At 73.2% G+C, this 18,814-nt stretch carries 16 protein-coding genes; 5 read left to right on the top strand and 11 right to left on the bottom strand.

Annotated elements, in window-relative coordinates; all coding sequences use genetic code 11:
- The first annotated feature begins 186 nt into the window (after nt 1-186).
- On the top strand, nt 187-1,398 hold the full coding sequence (locus OG917_RS15400; protein WP_328318172.1) for a Cmx/CmrA family chloramphenicol efflux MFS transporter: 1,212 nt from the start codon (nt 187-189) through the stop codon (nt 1,396-1,398).
- 121 nt (nt 1,399-1,519) lie between these two features.
- Here OG917_RS15400 and OG917_RS15405 read toward each other — a convergent pair whose 3' ends face one another.
- Nucleotides 1,520-1,786 carry a DUF4031 domain-containing protein gene (locus OG917_RS15405; protein WP_328318173.1) on the bottom strand — a complete coding sequence of 89 codons (267 nt, stop codon included), beginning with the start codon at nt 1,784-1,786 and terminating at the stop codon, nt 1,520-1,522.
- Nucleotides 1,783-2,133: a hypothetical protein gene (locus OG917_RS15410; RefSeq protein WP_328318174.1), complete on the bottom strand. Its 351-nt coding sequence runs from the start codon at nt 2,131-2,133 to the stop codon at nt 1,783-1,785. The genes OG917_RS15405 and OG917_RS15410 overlap by 4 nt, the downstream gene beginning before the upstream one ends.
- 110 nt (nt 2,134-2,243) lie before the next feature.
- Here OG917_RS15410 and OG917_RS15415 point away from each other — a divergent pair, with 110 nt between their 5' ends.
- From OG917_RS15415 to OG917_RS15425, 3 genes are all read left to right on the top strand, one after another.
- A complete protein-coding gene (locus OG917_RS15415) occupies nt 2,244-3,170 on the top strand; it encodes a MurR/RpiR family transcriptional regulator (RefSeq protein WP_328318175.1) in 927 nt (308 codons plus the stop codon).
- Nucleotides 3,171-3,282: 112 nt separating this feature from the next.
- Entirely contained in the window at nt 3,283-4,230 is a 948-nt protein-coding gene (gene murQ / locus OG917_RS15420; protein ID WP_328318176.1) for an N-acetylmuramic acid 6-phosphate etherase, read from the top strand.
- A gap of 53 nt (nt 4,231-4,283) precedes the next feature.
- Nucleotides 4,284-5,978: a PTS transporter subunit EIIC gene (locus OG917_RS15425; RefSeq protein WP_328318177.1), complete on the top strand. Its 1,695-nt coding sequence runs from the start codon at nt 4,284-4,286 to the stop codon at nt 5,976-5,978.
- Nucleotides 5,979-6,057: 79 nt separating this feature from the next.
- Here OG917_RS15425 and OG917_RS15430 read toward each other — a convergent pair whose 3' ends face one another.
- The 7 genes from OG917_RS15430 to OG917_RS15460 form a co-directional block, all read right to left on the bottom strand.
- A complete protein-coding gene (locus OG917_RS15430; protein WP_328318178.1) occupies nt 6,058-6,741 on the bottom strand; it encodes a hypothetical protein in 684 nt (227 codons plus the stop codon).
- Between the two features lie 220 nt (nt 6,742-6,961).
- The gene (locus OG917_RS15435; protein WP_328318179.1) at nt 6,962-7,558 is read right to left on the bottom strand and encodes a hypothetical protein; all 597 of its coding nucleotides are present in this window, start codon (nt 7,556-7,558) and stop codon (nt 6,962-6,964) included.
- On the bottom strand, nt 7,555-8,865 hold the full coding sequence (locus OG917_RS15440; RefSeq protein ID WP_328318180.1) for a hypothetical protein: 1,311 nt from the start codon (nt 8,863-8,865) through the stop codon (nt 7,555-7,557). Before OG917_RS15440 ends, OG917_RS15435 begins: the two co-directional genes overlap by 4 nt.
- The gene (locus tag OG917_RS15445; protein ID WP_328318181.1) at nt 8,862-9,656 is read right to left on the bottom strand and encodes an ABC transporter ATP-binding protein; all 795 of its coding nucleotides are present in this window, start codon (nt 9,654-9,656) and stop codon (nt 8,862-8,864) included. Before OG917_RS15445 ends, OG917_RS15440 begins: the two co-directional genes overlap by 4 nt.
- Before the next feature lie 64 nt (nt 9,657-9,720).
- Nucleotides 9,721-10,524, bottom strand: a complete 804-nt coding sequence (locus OG917_RS15450; RefSeq protein ID WP_328318182.1) for a hypothetical protein — start codon at nt 10,522-10,524, stop codon at nt 9,721-9,723.
- Complete coding sequence (locus tag OG917_RS15455; RefSeq protein WP_443059080.1) at nt 10,521-11,060, bottom strand: RNA polymerase sigma factor; 540 nt, start codon at nt 11,058-11,060, stop codon at nt 10,521-10,523. Before OG917_RS15455 ends, OG917_RS15450 begins: the two co-directional genes overlap by 4 nt.
- A 134-nt stretch (nt 11,061-11,194) precedes the next feature.
- Entirely contained in the window at nt 11,195-11,398 is a 204-nt protein-coding gene (locus tag OG917_RS15460) for a hypothetical protein (protein WP_328318184.1), read from the bottom strand.
- Nucleotides 11,399-11,593: 195 nt separating this feature from the next.
- On the opposite strand from OG917_RS15460, the gene OG917_RS15465 reads away from it, so the two are divergent.
- Nucleotides 11,594-13,885 carry a hypothetical protein gene (locus OG917_RS15465; RefSeq protein WP_328318185.1) on the top strand — a complete coding sequence of 764 codons (2,292 nt, stop codon included), beginning with the start codon at nt 11,594-11,596 and terminating at the stop codon, nt 13,883-13,885.
- On the opposite strand, the gene OG917_RS15470 is transcribed toward OG917_RS15465, so the two are convergent.
- A complete protein-coding gene (locus tag OG917_RS15470) occupies nt 13,874-18,319 on the bottom strand; it encodes a caspase, EACC1-associated type (protein ID WP_328318186.1) in 4,446 nt (1,481 codons plus the stop codon). The genes OG917_RS15465 and OG917_RS15470 overlap by 12 nt on opposite strands.
- Nucleotides 18,316-18,735, bottom strand: a complete 420-nt coding sequence (locus tag OG917_RS15475; RefSeq protein ID WP_328318187.1) for an effector-associated constant component EACC1 — start codon at nt 18,733-18,735, stop codon at nt 18,316-18,318. Before OG917_RS15475 ends, OG917_RS15470 begins: the two co-directional genes overlap by 4 nt.
- Nucleotides 18,736-18,814: the final 79 nt, after the last annotated feature.

Consider the following 18,814-nt stretch of genomic DNA (forward strand, 5'->3'; position numbering starts at 1 on the left):
ACACCGGGGCACGGTCCACGCTGCCGCCGGGGCCCGCCCACACCGCCGCGACGAGCTCGCGGCGGGCCCCGGCGGGCTCACGATGAACGCACGATGAACCACACCCGGGACCGCCCGCCCGCGGGAATGCCGGCTGTCACCCCGTGGTTGGCACCTGGCATGCCCGCTACCACCGAACGTGCCCGTATGCCCCTTGCCGTCCACATCCTGGGGCTCGCGGTCTTCGCGCTGGGCACCAGCGAGTTCATGCTCTCCGGACTCCTGCCCGACATAGCCGACGACATGAACGTGTCCATCCCGCAGGCAGGTCTGCTGATCTCGGCCTTCGCGATCGGCATGGTGGTCGGTGCCCCGCTGCTCGCCGTCACGACCTTGCGGCTGCCCCGGCGCACCACCCTGATCGCCCTCATCACCGTCTTCGGCCTGGGCCAGGTGGCGGGCGCGCTCGCCCCGAACTACGCGCTGCTCTTCACCTCGCGGGTGGTCAGCGCCTTCGCCTGCGCGGGCTTCTGGGCGGTGGGCGCCGCGGTGGCCATCGCGATGGTTCCGGTGAACGCCCGGGCCCGCGCCATGGCGGTGATGATCGGCGGCCTGTCCATCGCCAACGTCCTCGGCGTCCCCGCGGGCGCGTTCCTCGGCGAGCACCTGGGCTGGCGCTCGGCGTTCTGGGCGGTCGGCGCGGCCTCCGCGATCGCCCTCGTCGGGGTCGCCACACTGATCCCCCGGATCCCGCTGCCCGCCGAGCGGCCCCGGCTCCGTACCGAACTGAACATCTACCGCGACCGCCAGGTCTGGCTCTCCATCGTCATCACGGCGCTCGCCGCGGGCGGCGTCTTCTGCGCGTTCAGCTATCTCGCACCGCTGCTCACGGATGTGGCGGGTCTTGCCGACAGCTGGGTCCCGACGGTGCTGGCCCTCTTCGGGGTGGGCGCGCTGGTCGGCACGACAGTGGGCGGCCGGGTCGCGGACGCGCACCTCTTCGGTGTCCTGCTGACCGGCATCACGGCCTCGACGGTCTTCCTGGTCTCGCTGGCCCTGCTGGCCCACCACTCCGCGGCCGTCGTGATCCTCTCGTTCCTGCTGGGGACCTCCGCGTTCTATACGGCCCCGGCGCTGAACGCCCGGATGTTCAACGTGGCGGGCGCCGCTCCCACCCTGGCGGGCGCCACCACCACGGCCTCCTTCAACCTGGGCAACGCGGGCGGCCCCTGGCTGGGCGGCGCGGTCATCAGCGGCGGTCTCGGCTTCGCGGCGACCGCGTGGGCCGGGGCCGCCATGACCGTGGTGGCGATCGTCGCGGTGTCGGTCTCGCTGCGGCTCCAGAAGTCGCAGTCGCGGGTGGTGGCCCGGTCCTCCGACCGTGCTCCGGAGGCAGTGGCCGCGTCGGAGACCGTCTGACGTGCCAGGTCAGAGCGAGCGCGTCCCGTTCGGCGAGCAGCTGAAGCCGCCGGACCCCTCCGGCGGGATCCCCGACACGGGCATCTTCCCGCTCTGACGGCCCGGCGCCCCGGCCACGTCCTCAAGCCGGCCGTCCCTTCGGCCGGCGCAGCCCCGCCGCCGTGAGCCTGCGCACCAGCTCCTTCGAACCGATCTGGACCGCCCCCGCCGCCACCGCGTCCGCGTACCGGTGCGACGGCAGGTCGTAGTGGTCCCGTTCGAAGGCACGCGCCGGGCAGCCGAGCGCCGCGGCGAACGTGTGCAGCTCCTCGAACGAGACGTCGCTGACCAGGTGCGACCACATCCTGCCGTGGCCGGGCCAGGTCGGCGGGTCGATGTACAGCGTCACGAGAGCGAGCCCACCGGGGCCACGATCACGGCTTCCTTGGCGCAGACCCAGTGCGGGTCGGGACCGAGTTCCGGCTCGACCTCCAGGGCGTGCGGATCCGCGCATACCGGACAGAGCGGCCAGCGGCCGTACCGTTCGAGGAGCGCGTCCTGGACGTCCTGGGCCACCAGCCCGGCGACGAACTCGGCACCCTGCGGCCACTGCTCCACCCACCAGCGGCGATGGGTCACGGCGTCCTCCACCAGCGAGACCACATCGGCCTCGGCCACATCGCGGGCCGCGAGATCGGCGAGCACCAGCGCCCGCGCTTCGTGCAGGGACTGTTCCAGGGGGGTCACGGGGTCCATGGACCCATTGTCCCCGCTCGCCGGTGGAAGCCGGCGGCCGGACGCAGCCGGTGCCCCGGTGCGGGGCAGAGGGGGTTGACGTCCCCCGGGACCGAAAATATCTTTCAAAGGTGACCAACAATGTGAAGGAAATTTTCACCGGCACCTCCGCCCCTCCCGCCCCCGCCGCGCTGGCGGCCAAGGTCCGCACCCTGGCCCCGTCCATGACCCGCTCCATGCAGCTGGTCGCCGAGGCCGTCGCGGGTGATCCGGCGGGCTGCGCGGCCCTCACGGTCACCGGTCTCGCCGAACTCACCGGCACCAGCGAGGCAACCGTGGTCCGCACGGCCCGCATACTCGGCTATCCCGGCTACCGGGATCTGCGCCTCGCCCTCGCCGGGCTCGCCGCCCAGCAGCAGTCCGGCCGGGCGCCGTCCGTCACCGCGGACATCGCCGTCGACGACCCGATCGCCGACGTCGTCACCAAGCTGGCCTACGACGAGCAGCAGACCCTCGCCGACACCGCGGCGGCCCTCGACACCGTCCAGCTCGGCGCCGCGGTCACCGCGCTCTCGACCGCGCGCCGCGTCGACATCTACGGCGTCGGAGCCTCCTCTCTCGTCGGCCAGGACCTCGCACAGAAGCTGCTGCGCATCGGCCTGATCGCCCACGCGCACAGCGACCCGCACCTCGCCGTCACCAACGCCGTGCAGCTCCGCTCCGGTGACGTGGCCATAGCGATCACGCACTCCGGCGCCACCGGCGACGTCATAGAGCCGCTGCACACCGCCTTCGAGCACGGCGCGACGACCATCGCGATCACCGGCCGCCCGGACGGCCGCGTCTCGCAGTACGCCGACCACATCCTCACCACCTCCACCGCCCGCGAGAGCGAACTGCGGCCCGCCGCGATGTCCTCCCGCACCAGCCAGCTGCTCGTCGTGGACTGCCTCTTCATCGGGGTCATGCAGCGGACGTACGACCGGGCGGCGCCGGCGCTCTCCGCTTCGTACGAGGCCCTCGCCCACCGCCACACCCCGCGCACCAACAGCCGCTGAGCCCCGCCCTCCGCAGCCGCACCACCGCACCCCGCTCCCCCCTCATCACCGCTCCCACCCACCACCGCACCGCATGACCGCAGAAGCGCTGAACCGGAAAGAGCCGCACACCATGACCTCCACCGCCTCCAACAACTACGGAGCGCTGCGCGCCGAGCTGGCCACCCTCACCACCGAGGCGTTCCGGCCGGAGCTCGCCGAGATCGACCAGCTGCCCACCGAGGAAATCGCCCGGCTGATGAACGGGGAGGACGCCACCGTCCCGGCCGCCGTCGCCGCCCGGCTCCCGCAGATCGCCGCCGCCATCGACGCCACCGCCGAGCGGATGGCGCGCGGCGGCCGGCTCGTCTACGCGGGCGCCGGGACCGCGGGCCGGATGGGCGTACTGGACGCGAGCGAGTGCCCGCCGACCTTCAACACCGACCCGTCCGAGGTGCTGGGCCTGATCGCCGGCGGCCCGTCCGCGATGATCAAGGCGGTCGAGGGCGCCGAGGACTCCCGGGAGCTCGCGGCGGCGGACCTGGACGCACTGCGCCTCACCGCAGACGACACCGTGGTCGGCATCTCCGCCTCGGGACGCACCCCGTACGCGATCGGCGCCGTCGAGCACGCCCGCGCGCTCGGGGCCCTCACCATCGGCATCTCCTGCAATGCGCGGAGCGCACTGGGCGATGCAGCCGAGCACGGCATCGAGGTCGTCGTCGGTCCCGAGCTGCTCACCGGGTCGACCAGGCTCAAGGCGGGCACAGCACAGAAGCTCGTCCTCAACATGCTCTCGACGATCACCATGATCCGGCTCGGCAAGACGTACGGGAACCTCATGGTCGACGTCCGGGCGTCCAACGAGAAGCTCCGCGCCCGCTCGCGCCGCATCGTCGCGCTCGCCACGGGCGCCGACGACTCCGAGATCGAGACGGCGCTGACCGCGGCCGAGGGCGAAGTGAAGACGGCCATCCTCATCGTCCTGGGCAGCGTGGACGCCCCCACCGCCACCCGCCTTCTCGAAGAGACCGGGGGACATCTGCGCGCCGCGCTCCAGTCCGCGGCCCGTTCCAGTTGACTCTGGAACCCCGCTCCCCCTGAGCGCCGTCCGAACCAAAGGCACCACGCACCATGACCACTCCCCCCACTCCCGGCGTGCCCGGCGCTTCAGACACACCCGGCACCCCGGGCACGCCCAGCGCCCCGTCCCCCTCCGAAGAGAAGAACCGCGGCGGCAAGAGCCGCGCCACCGCCGCCGCGATCCTGCCGCTCGTGGGCGGGGCGCGGAACGTCACCTCCGCCGCCCACTGCATGACCCGCCTGCGGCTCGGCCTGGCCGACCGCTCGCTCGTACAGGAGGAGGCGCTGAAGGCGCTGCCCGCCGTCATGGGAGTGGTCGACGACGACACCTACCAGATCGTGCTGGGCCCCGGCACGGTCGCCCGTGTCACACCGGAGTTCGAAACGCTGGTGGCCGAGGGCCGGGCCGCGACGCCGCAGGCGGAGGCAGCCGCTGCGGCCGGCCCCGTACCGGCCGGTCCCGTCCCTGCGGGCCCCGTACCGGCCGGTCCCGCGGGGGTGGCGGTCAGCGGCGAGGAGCTGGCAGCGCAGGGCGCGGCCATGCGAGCGGCGCGGAAGGCGAAGAACGCGACGCCGTTCAAGCTCTTCCTGCGGAAGATCGCGAACATCTTCGTACCGCTGATCCCCGCCCTCATCGGCTGCGGCATCATCGCCGGCATCAACGGCCTGCTGGTCAACGCGGGCTGGCTGCCGGGCATCACCCCGGCCCTCGCCGCCATCGCGTCCGGGTTCATGGCACTGATCGCGGTGTTCGTCGGCTACAACACCGCGAAGGAGTTCGGCGGGACACCCATCCTGGGCGGCGCGGTCGCGGCGATCATCGTCTACGCGGGCGTGACGAACGTGACCGCCTTCGGCGAGAAGCTCTCGCCCGGCCAGGGCGGTGTCCTCGGTGCGCTGGGCGCGGCGGTGCTGGCGGTGTACGTCGAGAAGTGGTGCAGGCGCTGGATGCCCCAGTCCCTGGACGTACTCCTCACACCGGCCATCACGGTGCTGGTCTCCGGCCTGGTCACGCTCTTCGGCCTGATGTACGTGGCCGGTGAGGTGTCCACCGGCATCGGCACCTTCGCCACCTGGCTGCTGGCGCACGGCGGCGCGGGGGCGGGGTTCGTCCTGGGCGGTCTCTTCCTGCCGCTGGTGATGCTGGGCCTGCACCAGGCGCTGATCCCCATCCACACCACACTGATCCAGCAGCAGGGCTATACCGTGCTGCTCCCCATCCTCGCCATGGCGGGTGCGGGCCAGGTCGGTTCGGCGATCGCCGTCTACCTGCGCCTCCCGCAGAACAAGTCGATCCGCAGGACCATCAAGTCGGCGCTCCCGGCGGGCTTCCTGGGCGTGGGCGAACCCCTGATCTACGGCGTCTCGCTCCCGCTGGGCCGCCCCTTCATCACGGCGTGCGTCGGCGGGGCCTTCGGCGGTGGCTTCGTCGGCCTCTTCAACCAGCTGGGCACAACGGTCGGCTCCACGGCGATCGGCCCCTCGGGCTGGGCCCTGTTCCCGCTGCTCAAGGGCGACCACACACTGCCCGCGTCGATCGCGATCTACGCGGGCGGCCTGCTGGCCGGGTACGTCGCGGGCTTCGTGGCGACGTACTTCTTCGGCTTCAGCAGGACGCTGCTCGCGGAGTTCAACGTCAACGCGGAGGAAGCCGCTCCGGGCCGTACGGCGCCGCCCCCCGCCCCGGAGCCGACAGGGACGACCCCGCAACCACCGGCCCCGGAGAAGGAACCGAGCACGGCCTGACCGGGCGTCACACCGTGGCGGGGGCGGTGGAACCGGGGGCGACGGGCACGCTGTCGCCCCCGTTCCGGCGCCGCGACGATCACTGCGGCAGGCCCTGCCCCGATTCCGGGTAGTGGCCCCGCTGGTACGGGCTCAGCCGCGAGAGGGCGAGCTGACCCGGCCCCCGGCAGATCACGCAGACGCGGCCCCTGTGGCACTCGGGGCAGTCGGTCCGTCCGCGCGTGCGGTCGGGCACCCAGCCGCGTCCCCCGCACCCGGGGCAGGCACCGAGGCCATCGCACTCGTAGCAGAGCACGTATCCGGGCGTGACGGTCCCGGGCGTGCGTACCGGATCCGGCCGCGGGAACTGCTGCGGCGTGTGCAGGACCATCGCCGGTGTCCGCCCCTCGAACATCACGGCGGACGTGTGGTCGCCCGCCCGGATATCGATGCAGCTGCCGTCGAGCCGGCCCGTGACCACTCCGTGGCGTCGCACGCCGTCGTTCTCCTCCGGCACCGCGACCTCCCACCCCGCCGAGCGGAGCAGCGCGGCCGCACGGGACGCGAGGCCGGCGGCGCTGACGTTCACAGGGCGCTCCCCACGGAACAGGGCCGAGTACCGGAGGCGCAGCGGCTCGTGCCAGTCGACGATCGCCGGCTCGCCGAGAAACAGCAGACCGGGGTCGCTTCCGGGGGTCAAGTCGGCGATCAGTACGACCAGTTGCGCACGCAGGGCGCGGCCGAGCCGGTCCAGTTCCTCGCGTGCGCCCGGTATGTCGCCCATGGTGGCCCCTGTCGTTGCCCGGTCCTGCCACCGCCCGGCTCGGCTGCCCGGTCTTCCGTTCGTCGTGCGTGCCGAGTCGACTCGCTCCGCTGCCGTCCGGTCGGCACCGGCTTTCTGCCCCTCCGAAGGGCCTGTCACGCTGGGGGCTCCGTCACACCGATCCGTCACACCGATCGAGACATGGAGCCCGGGACGGCGCAGGCCATCGACGTCCGCCCGCTCAGACGTTCTCCGACGACGTCCGGGGGCATGGGCCCCGGCTCACATAAGCGGCTGTCCCGGCGACGGCGAGCACCGCTGCGACCATGGCCGCGGATCGGCTGTCGGGCGCCTGCGTCTGCCAGGTCAGCGCCTCACCCGCCGTGCCCGTGGCCGGGAACACGACCGCGCAGAGCGTCCACCCGAGCGGCAGGAACCAGGCCCGGGCGGTACCGATCGTGGCCGCCCCCAGAGCGGTCAGGCCCAGGAGACCGGCCGAGTCGCGTACGACGTATCCGAACGGCCCGAACCGCGTGCCGGTGAGCAGCGCGGCCGACAGGAGCATGAGCGTGCACCCCAGGGCCGTGGCCAGGTGGGACATCCGCAGCCACCCCCACGGCCTCGACGCCGTGCGGTCCAGGGTGTCGTCGGGGCCGCCGAGCGTGGCGGTGACGACGGCCACGAGGACCAGCACCGTCAGGGCCAGTACGGTGCCGCGCGTCCCGCCCGTGCCCCCGAGGGCCCTCGCCGGCAGCCACGCGACAGCGGTAGCGGCGACGGCCGCGCCGAGCGCGGCCGGTGCCCGGCGTGAGCGGGCGTAGAGCGTCAGCCCTCTCATCGGGCGCTTCGGGTCAGGAGGCCTGCGGTGTTCCGGCACTGCCGGGCGGCCCGGTGGACGGCGGCCACCCGGGCACCGGCCTCGGCCGGTGGCAGTGCCTTCAGCCCCTTCCAGAGTGTGACGGCCTGCGGGGCGTCGAAATCGAAGCCGTTGAGACCGGCGGTCGGCTCCCGGTCGAGCAGCCAGGAGGCGGCAGCGGTGGCGACCTCGATGTCCCGGGTGTTTCCACAGCTGAGAGGAGTGGTGAACACCTCGGTGAGCATCCTCGGTTCGAGCTCGCCCGGATCGGCGAGATGACCGTGCTTGTCGATCACGATGTCCATCAGCGCGGTGTCGGCCCGCGGCCTCGGTGACGTGGAAGGAGAGATCGTGGTGGTGTCCTCGTGTGCCGCGACGACCGGTGTCTCCGTCAGGAGTCCCAACGCGTGCCGGGCCCTGGGGGCCACATCGGGCAGCAGGCCTTCGTGCGCCCGGCTGACGCACACCCGCGGGGCGTCCGCGGTGCACACCAGTTCCTGGGCGGCCGGGTCGAGCGTCCCCCGGGCATAGGCGTCGCCGGTCGGCACGACCAGGGCCGTGGCTGCGGCCCCGAGTGCCAGGGGTACCAGCGCGGCACACGCGTACCTGCGGTTCCGGACGGCGAAGAGCACTACCGCGGCGACCGCGACCGCGCCCATCCAGAGAGCCTGGGCGACGCTGACTCCGCCGCTGACGGTGTCGTAGTCACTGAATCTGCTCATCCCCATGCTGGGGGAGAACGCCGCCATGTCTCCGGCGTCCGACAGGGCGTGGGGCGCGAGGACCTGCAGCGCGAAGCCGGTCACGGCCAGCGCGGGCGCGGTGGCGAGCGCCGGCACCAGACGTCCGACGGCCAGCCCGAGCCAGGCGGAGGCGATCATCGCGACCAGCCCGACGGCCACGACGGCCCACGCGGCCGGCGGCAGGTAGCGCGCCGTACCGGCGATCCGTGGTGCCGCCGCGAGGAGCGTGACCAGGTAGGCGACGAGAGCCGCCAGCCCGGTCGCGACCAGGATCGGCACGATCTGCCGCGTCCGCGGACGCGGCACGCTGGCGAACAGCTCGGCGACGTTCGCCCGGTGCTCGCGGTAGGACTGCCAGGCGCCGGCGGCCATCGCGACGGGCGAGAGAGCCGCGAGGTATTCGCGCTGGGTCATGACCAGCGCCATCCACCCGGTGGACCACCGCCCCGCGGTGGTGTGGAGCACGATCGCGCCGACGACAGCGATCAGCAGTGCGGCGCCGGGAGCAGCCGACCGCCGGAGCTCGATGCCGAGGATGCGGGTCATACGTTGCTCCGGTGCCGGCGCAGGAGCGCGGAGTAGCCGCGCTCCGCCGGGCTGTCGCCCGCGTCGTCCTGCCCGCCGCGTGCGATCAGGTCCTCAGGGGTGCTCTGGAAGAGGAGCCGGCCTTCGTTCATGAGGATGACGTCGGTGCAGGCGGCGACGACGTCCTCGACGAGGTGGGTGGAGACCAGCACACAGCTGTCGGCGCCGAGGTCACGCAGGAGGTCGCGGAAGTCGAGCCGCTGTTCGGGGTCGAGGCCGACGGTGGGCTCGTCGAGCAGCAGCAACTCGGGATCGTTCACGATGGCCTGGGCGATGCCGGCCCGGCGCAGCATGCCGCCGGACAGCGACTTCATCCTGATGTCGGCCTTGCTGGTGAGGCCCACCCGGTCGATCGCGCGCTGCACGGCGTCGGGTACAGCGCTTCTGGGCACCTCCTTCAGCCAGGCCATGTACTCGACGAACTCGCGGACGGTGAACCGCGGGTAGAAGCCGAACTGCTGCGGCAGGTAACCCAGATCGCGACGAACCACGCGCAGGTCGGCTCGGCTGTCGACCTCCACGCCGAGCAGCGTCAACGAGCCGCCGGCAGGTTTGACGACGGTGGAGAGCGCGCGCATCAGCGTGGTCTTGCCGGCACCGTTCGGGCCGAGCAGACCGTGCACGCCGGACGTCAGAGTCAGGTCGAGGCCGTCGACGGCCAGGTGCCGGCCGGCCCGGACACGCAGTTCCTCCGCGTGGACGAGCCAGGGATGAAGGGCGGGAGCCAATTCGGCAGCACTCACCGGTCGCAAGGGGTCTCTCCTGTTCTCGGGGTTCGGGCTCCGGGGGCCAGGGGCCGGGGCTCGGGGCTCGGGGTCAGTGGCCGCTGGGCAGGCGGCGGAAGTGAGTGGCGGCGAACAGGGTGACCGCGGCCAGGGCGACGGTGGTCACCGCCCAGACGGCATTGCTGCCCGGCTGCAGTACCGGGGACAGGGATGTGGCCGCCACACTCGGCAGCAGGACGGCCCCGGACCAGGCCGCTCCGAGTCCGATCGCCGCGCGCCGCACGCCGATGAAGGCGCCGAGCGCGAGGGTGGCCGCAGTGAACGCCAGGCACGGCAACAGGACGAGAGCCAGTGAGGTTCCGGTGGTCGCACCCGCCACCAGCAACGCCGGAAGCACGACGACGAGCACCGCGAGCGTGCGCCACAACACCATGGCCAGGCCGGCTGCGGGTGTGGTGGCGATCAGTTCCCAGACCGGGTCGGTCCGCCGGCTCCAGGCCACCGCTACGCCGGGCAGCGGAGCCACCGGGGCCAGCAGCAGTACGAGCGAAGGCAGGCTCGGTTCCGCGGAGTCGAGGAGTACGCCGCAGCCCAGCACCGCGAGGGTCACCGCGAGCCACGGGAACAGCGTCCGGGCGAGCCGGCGCCGGTGCACGGTCGCCACTGTCCGGGTGCGCCGCCGGGCCGGGAGCGGGCTCGTACGCACCGCCTGGTCCAGCGAGACGGCGACACGGTCGAGCAAATCCGTCGTGGCCGGGGTGACGTTGCCTGCCAGGTGCGCACGGCACTGCGCGCACGCGTCGAGGTGGACCTCGACCGACCAGAGCGCGGCGTCGTCGAGCCCGCGTCCGCCGTCCGCGTAGCGGGCCAGGACCAGCGTGGTGGGGTGAGTCATGAGAGCGCCTCCCGCAGCGCGATCCGGGCCCGCCGCGCACGGGTCTTCACCGTGCCCTCCGGCATGCTGAGCAGCACCGCCGTCTGCCGGACCGACAGGTCGTCGAGCACCATCGCCTGCATCACCTGCCGAAGCTCCTGCGGCAGCCGCAGCAGCGCCTGTTCGAGGTCCTGGTCGACGCGGTGGGCCAGCACCTCGTCCTCGGCTGCCGGTGCGGTCGTCTCGACCAGGGTGATGCTCGGCACCCGCTCCTGCCGGGCGCGACGGCGGAACGCGTCGACGAGACGGTTCGCGGCGATCGTCCAGAGCCAGCCGACCGCACTGCCGCTGGTCACGGAGCCCGCGTAACTGCCGGCTGCGCGCCAGACCGCCAGGTAGGTGTCCTGGAGCACGTCGGCGACGACGTCGTCGTCACCGCAGCGACGGCGGAGCCGCACCGCCAGCCAGGGAGAAGTACGCCGGTACAGCTCGTCGAACGCCGCCCGGTCACCGCGGGCGACGCGACGCACGAGCTCCGCCTCGTCCAGGTCTGCAATGCCTTTCACGCTCAGAGAGACGACAGGACCTTCGATTCAGGTTCTCGGAAGGGTCGACCGTGCCACGGGCGTGCCCCCGGGCGTGACCGACCGCCCCCGCACCGTCGGCAGACGCAGGAAGCCGTGCGCTCCACTCACTCCCCCCGCTGCTTCCGGCCGCCCAGGGCCCGGGCGATCTCGGCGAGGGAGCGCAGGATGGCGGCGCGGTGCTGAGGTGGCGCCCCCCGTAGCGCCTGCCGGGCGGTCACCACGATCACCGTCGCGGTGACCACTCCGGTCAGCAGTGCGGTGGACGCCTGCGTGGCAAGCAGACAGAGCAGGAGGCGGGACGTGTTCATCGCTGGCTCCGATGGCTGTTCCGTGGGGAAGGGACAACCCCCATCGCACCTGTCCAGTGGCGCGTCCATCGACTCCCCCGCCACAAGCTGGACGGACCGCGTACCGGGCAGGGGTGGCGGCCCTATGCTGGCGGCTGCCCTGTGCGTCCGGGCCGGACGCGTGGGACGGCTGCCGAGGGGATGGGCCGTAGCGCCATGGCGGATGACAACAGCGCGGCTGCGTCGGAGGAATCCTTCTCCGGCGATCTCAGGCGCCTTGAAGAGCTGCGCAGGCGGCTGCCGGACGGGCTGCGTCCCTCCCTGCGGGTCCTCGCCGGGCGCGCCCGGCGCTCGCACAACACCGTCGACAACTGGCTGAGCGGCCGGACGTTCCCTGCGGACGTCGATGTCCTGCTCACGGTGGTCGACGACATCGCGCAGGCAGCCGCCGGCACCGGCGCCGCCGGCGGTGACGCGGCGCTGCTCGACCCCCGGCGGTGGCGCGAGCAGCACGGCGCGGTCAACCGTGCCCGGGTACGGGAGGCCGAGCGGGCACGCCGGGGCCGGCTGGCGGCGGCCGCCCTGGCCGAGGCCGAGACCCGGGCCCGCCACAGCGCGCTGGCCGATCCGCCCCGGCGCCTGGACCAGTGGACGGCGGCCCGGTTACGTGTCCACCCGGCTGTTTCCGGTACCGGAACGCACGCACCCGGGTTCGTTCTGCCCACATACGTCGAGCGCCTCCACGACCGGCAGCTCCGCGACGTGCTGCGGACCGCGGTCACGGGGCACGAAGTGGTCCTGCTGGTGGTGCGCGGAGGATCGTGCACGGGCAAGACCCGCGCCGCATACGAAGCCGTCCGGCAGGTCTGCAGCCCGGCCGGCTGGGACCTCGTCCTTCCGCACACCGCCGCGAGCGCGCGCGAGTTGCTGTCCGCCCGCGCCCTCGTCGCGCGCACGGTCCTGTGGCTCGATGACGCGCACCACCTGCTCTCCGGCAGCGAGGGCGAAGCCCTCTCGGCCGGCCTGCTCTCCCGGCTGGCCCGGCCCGGCCCGGCGATCATCATGGCCACGCTGTGGGATGCCGCGTACACCGAACTGACCGCGCCCCCGCGCGACTTCGGCGCTGCGGACCCGCGCCGTCACGCCAGGGACCTGCTGGCCGGCGCCACCGCCGTCGTCCATGTCCCGCCCGCCTTCGGGCCGGACGACTTACAGGTACTGGACACGCTGGGCGGCGATCCGGCGCTGACGGCCGCCAGGAGCTCGTCCCGGGACGGGAAGATCACCCAGACACTCGCCGCGGGCCTCCAGCTCGTGGACCGTTACGAATCCGCCCATGAGCCGCCCGCCTGCTACCCACGCGCCCTGGTCACCGCAGCCATGGACGCGTCCCGCCTGGGCTGGGACGCACTTCTGCCCGACGGCTTCCTGCGCGACGCGGCCCCCGGCTACCTCACCGCCGAGCAGCGCACCGCGGCCGGCCCCCACTGGTTCCGCGCCGCCCTCGCCGATGCCCGGACCCAGGTCCAGCGTGTCGCCGCGGCCCTGGAACCCGCCCCCAGGCCCGGTGGCATGGGCGCGGAGCCTGGCGTCTCGTACCTGGCCGACTACCTCGACGCCCACGGCCGCGCCACCCGCGAACACACCGACCCGCCCCCGTCGTTCTGGGCCGCAGCGGCCGGCCACGCCAAGGACCCGGCGGTTCTTGCCCGTCTGAGCCGCGAGGCCGAACGGCGCGGCTTCCGCGACGACGCCGAGCGGCTGGCCGGTGCGGCCACAGCGGCGGGAGACCCCAGCGCCTACGCGGCGCTGGCCGAGGTGCGGGAGCGCAGCGGCGACCGGCAGGGTGCCGAGCGCATGGCCCGGCTGGCCGCGGACTCCGGAGACCCGCGGTGTTACGCCGCGCTGGCCTGGATGCGGGAGCGCGCAGGGGACCAGCGGAGCGCGGAGCGCATGGCCCGGCTGGCCTTCGGCGCGGGCAGCCGCAACGCCCTCCGCGATCTGACCGAGATGCGGGAGCGTGTCGGGGACCGGCGAGGCGCCGAGCGCATCGCCCGGCTCGCCGCCGGCTCCGGAGATCCCGACGCCCTCCACAGGCTCGCCAAGGGGAGAGAGCGCGCCGGGGACCGGGAGGACGCCGAGCGCCTCTACGCACTGGCCGTCGGCGCGGGAAGCCGCCGGGCCTACACCGGCCTCGCCAGAACGCAGGAACGCGCAGGGGACCATCGGAGCGCAGAGGCGACGGCGCGCCTGGCAGCCGCCGCGGGGAACCCGCGCTGTTACGCAGCCCTCGCCAAGGGGCGGGAGCGCGCCGGGGACCTGGAGGAGGCCGGACGCCTCTACAGGCTGGCCTTCGAAGCCGGGGACCGGCGTGCGGCACGGGAGTTGACCAGGATGCGTGAGCGGGCGGGTGGCGGTCCGGGCGCCCGGCCGGCGGCCGGACCCCCGCCCATGGCCCCTCCTGCCTCGGCCTCCGTCCCCACGGCGCCGGATGGATCAGGCCTGTGAACACGGCGGCTGGTAGGGCGTGTCCGGCACGTAGCGTGCCCACTCCTCGCGGGTGATCACATCACCCGTGCTGAGGCACAGCACCCTGATCACGTAGTCGGGATCGGTGTTCCACACGGTCGCGTGGTCATCCATCGAAGCCAGCAGCGGGGGCCCTTGAGCCGTGCTGCTGTACGAGAGCGGCGACGAATCCATGTCATCGCCGTGAGCGAAGGCGCCCAGGAGACGCGGGGAGGACGGCTGGTCGACGTTCCAGAGCGCGATGTGGCCCTTGGTCGAACCGGAGCCGGTGTCCAGTTCGTTGCCGATGGACAGGGCGAGGGTCCTGCCGTCCGGGTCGAAGGCGATACCGGACGCGGTGCTGCCGGTCCTGACCACGGTCGCCGCTCCGGACAGCCGGTCGTGGTCGACCCGCCAGAAGCGGGTGACACCGGTCTGGTCGGCGACGGCGAGCACGCGCCCGTCGGGGCTGAACGCCGACTGGGACATACGCGCCCCCGCGGTGAGCCGCCGGGCCGGAAGCGCGACGGGGTGGCTGCGGTCCGAGACGTCCCATTCCAGCAGGGTGTCGGCCGTGTTCGCGGTCAGCAATCTGCCGTCGGGTGAATACCTGACGTAGAAGACGTCGCCCGGGAGGTGCACGACCTTGCGTGGGTGCGCGGGGTCGCTGACGTCGAAGAGTGTGACGCCCGGCGGGTGGGTCACCGCGGGCCGGTAGTCGTTGTTGTCGGCGATGGCGAGGGTCTTGCCGTCCGGGCTGAACTGCGCGTCCTCCAGGCCGTTGCCGAGGTCCTTCCTGATCGTGCCCACCGGCCGCGCCGTGGGATGCCGGGTGTCGATGAGTCCGATCACCTGCTCGCTCCCGGACTTCTCGCTGAGGGCGAGGATGCGGCCGTCGGGGCTGAACGCCGCTCCCTCGGAACCGATATCGCCGCTGCCGGGCAGGTTGGCCAGCAGGCGATGGTGGGCGACCCCTCCGGTGAGCTCCCAGAGGACGCCGTAGTTGGCTCCCTGCACGGCGAACAGACGTCGCTTGCCGCCGCTGAAGAGGGTGCTGTACTGGAAGCCGCTCGGCTTCGTGCCGAAGGTGGCCGCGGCCCCCAGCCTCGGCGCGTCCTCCGCGTACCAGACCTGGACGCCCTGCGTGCCCGCCTGGAAGAGCTGGTAGCCCCGTGCGCTGAAGACCGCCGGGGCCTCCACTCCGTGCGCGTCCGACGCGCCCGCCTGCTCACTGCCGTAGGTCAGATGGGACTGGTCCTTGGCCATCACCCACAGCAGCAGATGCTGCTGGCAGGTGAGTGCCAGGATCCCGCCGTCCGGACTGAACGCCAGGGACCCCTGGGTGTTTCCCTGGCACTCGGCCGAATGGAGTGCGTCGTACCTGCTGGCCGATGCCAGGGGAGCGGGGTGCGCCGGATCGGTCACGTCCCACAGCCGCAGATCGGTCTTCCGCCCGTCGCCCGGGCCGACCAGCCGGTGCCCGTCCGGAGTGAACGCCAGGCGGTGGAGCGGCATCCTGGTGAGATCGGGATCCGCTTTCGCACCCGTCAGCGTGGCGAGTGCGGCCGGTCGCGCCCGGTCGTCCGGCTGCCACAGCCGGATCTTCCCGTCCGCTCCCGATGTGGCCAGCAGATGTCCGTGCCCGGACGGCGCGAAGACGACGGAGTCGACTGGGCCCTTCTGGCCGGACAGGGTCCGTGACAGGCGGACCGCACGAGGGTCCGCCACGTCCCAGATCCGGACGGTGCCCGAGGAGGAACCGACCGCGAGGAGCCGGCCGTCGGCGCTGAACGCGACGGGGTCGACGCTTCCGGCCGGGCGCGCACCGGGCAACTCGATGCGGCGCAGCCGGGAACGGTCCTGGACCGCCCAGAGCCGTACCGTCCCTTTCGACGTGGTCGCTGCCAGCATCCGGGTGTCGGGCGACAGGGCGAGGGCGCCCGCGCCCGGCAGACCGGCCCCGCCCAGCCGGTGGCCCTCCATGTCGGACAGCACGACGGAGTTGCCGGTCGACCTGGCCAGCGTGCGTCCGTCATGGCCGACCGCGAGGTCGGTCACGGGCTGGTCGGCGCCGATGGCCCCCGCGGACTCCTGTCCCGCGAGGAGCGTCGCGATACCGGCGCCCGGGTCCAGTCGGTACGCGGTCATGCTGAGCTGCTTCGCCAGTCCCGGCCGGGTGCCGCGCAACGCGTCCGCCTCGGCGGCGACGAGCCGTGCGACGGCGTGGTTGCGCTGGGCGACCGCCTCCCGCTGGAAGACGCCCGCGGCGACTCCCCCGGCCGCGGCGAGGACGGCCAGCGCAGTCAGGGCGCCGATCACGGCCCGCCGTATCCGGGTACCGCGTCGCTCGCGTCGCGCGGAGGCGTCGAGGAACACGGCCAGTCCCGAGTCGACGCCCGTCGCGGCGGCGGGCCCGCGCGCGGCAGCGGCTTCCCGTGCCTCAGCAAGGCGGGCGCCGCGGTAGAGGAGGGAGGGGTCGTCCCCTGCCTGCCGCCATGCCGCCGCGTCGGTCGCGATCTGCTGGCGGACCCGTAACCACTCGCGGTCGTCGCCGACCCACTGGCGGAGCATCGGCCAGCCGCGCAGCAGGGCGTCGTGGCTGATCCTGACGGTGTTCTCGTCCAGTACGAGGAGCCGGGCGTCGGCGAGTTCGCCCAGCGCGCGTTCGGCGGCCCCGGTGTCGGGCAGGCCGTCCAGGACGGCTCTGCGGTCGGCCGGACGTACGGTGTCCACGGAGTCGTCGTCGATGCGGACCAGCCGCGGCAGCATCCGGCGCACCGCGTGCTGCCCGGCTTCGTCCAACCGCTCGTACACCCGGTCCGCGCTGGTGGCGATCGCCTCCGTGACGCCACCACTGCGCTGGTACCCGGCGAACGTCAGCCGCGCGCCCCGGCGCTGCCGCCACGTGGCCCACATCGTGTGCGACAGCAACGGCAGGATGCCCGCGGGCCCTTCGGGCAGATTGGCACCGCCGAGTTCGTGCAGCAGGAGGTCGACGAGGCCCTCGTCGAAGGAGAGGCCCGCGACGGCCGCCGGATCCTCCACCGCGGCCCGCAGCTCCTCGGACCGCAGGGGCCCGGCGAGCACCTGATGGTTCTGCAGGGCGTCGGCCAGCTCGGGCAGGGCCTGCGCCTGACCGTAGAAATCCGCGCGCAGGGCCAGCACGACGAGCGCGCCCGACCCGGCCACCGCACGCAGAGCCCTCAGGAACACCTCACGGTCCCCTGGCGAACGGCAGAGGGTGAACAGCTCCTCCAGCTGGTCCACCACCAGGGCCGTGCCGTGCCCGGCCGCCCTCTCCCGTACGGCGACGGCCGCGGCCGACGGGTCGGCGCGCAGCGAAGCGGCCTCGGTGCGCAGGACGCCGGCGAGCGCCCGCACCGGATCCTCACCCGGCGAGAGCAGCTCGTACCGCCACCCCGCGGAGCCGGGCGGGCCGGCGCTCCCGCCCTCCCGGAGGCGGGGCAGCAGACCCGCGTGGAGCAGGGAGGACTTGCCCGCTCCTGAGGGGCCGACGAGGACCAGTGGCCGGGCATCCGCCAGGGCGCGCGCCGATGACCGCAGCAACTCCCCGACGAGGCGCTCCCGTCCGTGGAAGTAGGAGGCATCGGACTCGGTGAAGGATTCGAGACCGAGGTAGGGGCTGCGCCCCGCGGACTGTGCGGCTGCCGGGCCTTCGTCCTCCGCGCGAGGTGAACCGACGGCCACGGCGGCCCGGTTGGGCGCGATGACCAGTGCGCCGGACCGGTCGCCCGCCTGCCGGCGCGGGCGGGGACCGCCACGGGCGTTGAGGGCACGGAACAGGTACTCGTACACGGCGTCGAGCGTCAGCTGCGGCGGCCCCAGCGGGTCGCCCTCGTCGAGGAGCCGGATCAGTTCACCGGTGAAGGCCGGGTACGCGGCGTCCTGCGGGGCCAGCGCGAGCTGTTCGGCCGAGCTGAGTACGTACATGCCGTGCGCGGGCGGGAGCGCGACGGACTCGGGGGCGCGCGTTCCGAGATCGGCACGGCCGGAGAAGCAGCAGTCGAGCACGACGATGACGGACGCGGCGCGGCACGAGGTGAGCGCTTCCCGGACCGCGGACACCGGAAGGGCCTGATGGGCGGCGAGGCCCGGGGTGAGCGCGTCGGTGTCACGCGCCGCGAGGTACAACTCGCCGCCCGGGCCTATCAGGCCGTGACCGGCGTAATAGATCAGCAGGGTCGTCTCGGCCAGCTGCGCCTCGCGGGTGATGGCCTGGGCCATGCTCTGCGCGTCCGGGAGGTCGATGGCCGTGCTGAGCCGGTCGGGCGGCACCCCGCACACGTCGAGGAGCCGGGTGCGCAGCGCCTCGATGCCGCGCGGCACCGCGGGGACCGAGGTGAGCGTCGGCCCGTCGTGGGTGCCCGTGCCGATGAGCAGCGCCCGGACACCCGCCCCTGACAGTGCGCTCACGGCAGGGCGCCGACGCCGTCAGGATCTCCGGGGCTCTCGCCGGGCGGCGCCGCAGGGGCGTTCAGCGCCCTGGATGCGTCCTCCACCAGGGCCCGGAGCTCCTCGTCGCCGAGCAGCCGTACCCGCTGGGCGGACAGCTCGAAGGACGCACCGTCGGAGCGGGTGACCTTGAGGGTGACGTCACTGCGGTGGCCGCGCATCCAGGAGACGAGCGCGGTGACCAGCCCGGTGGCAGCACCGCCCTGGCCGACCGCCACGGCCAGCGCGTCGAGAACCGGCCCGAGCGTCCCCGGGACGGGCGGCCCTTCCTGGGCGAAGACCCGTCCCCGTAGCTCGTCGACGTCGAGCAGCCACTCCAGGATGGCCCGTAAGTCGCCTCCGGGGCTTCCCCCGTCGGCCGTCACCCGCAGATCCATGAGCCCCCCCCGACTCGACCTGTTGAGATCTCTCTTCCACATTAGCGACGCCCGGAGCGTCGCACACCATAGTTCCGGG

Source organism: Streptomyces sp. NBC_00388 (assembly GCF_036061255.1).
Lineage (GTDB): Bacteria > Actinomycetota > Actinomycetes > Streptomycetales > Streptomycetaceae > Streptomyces.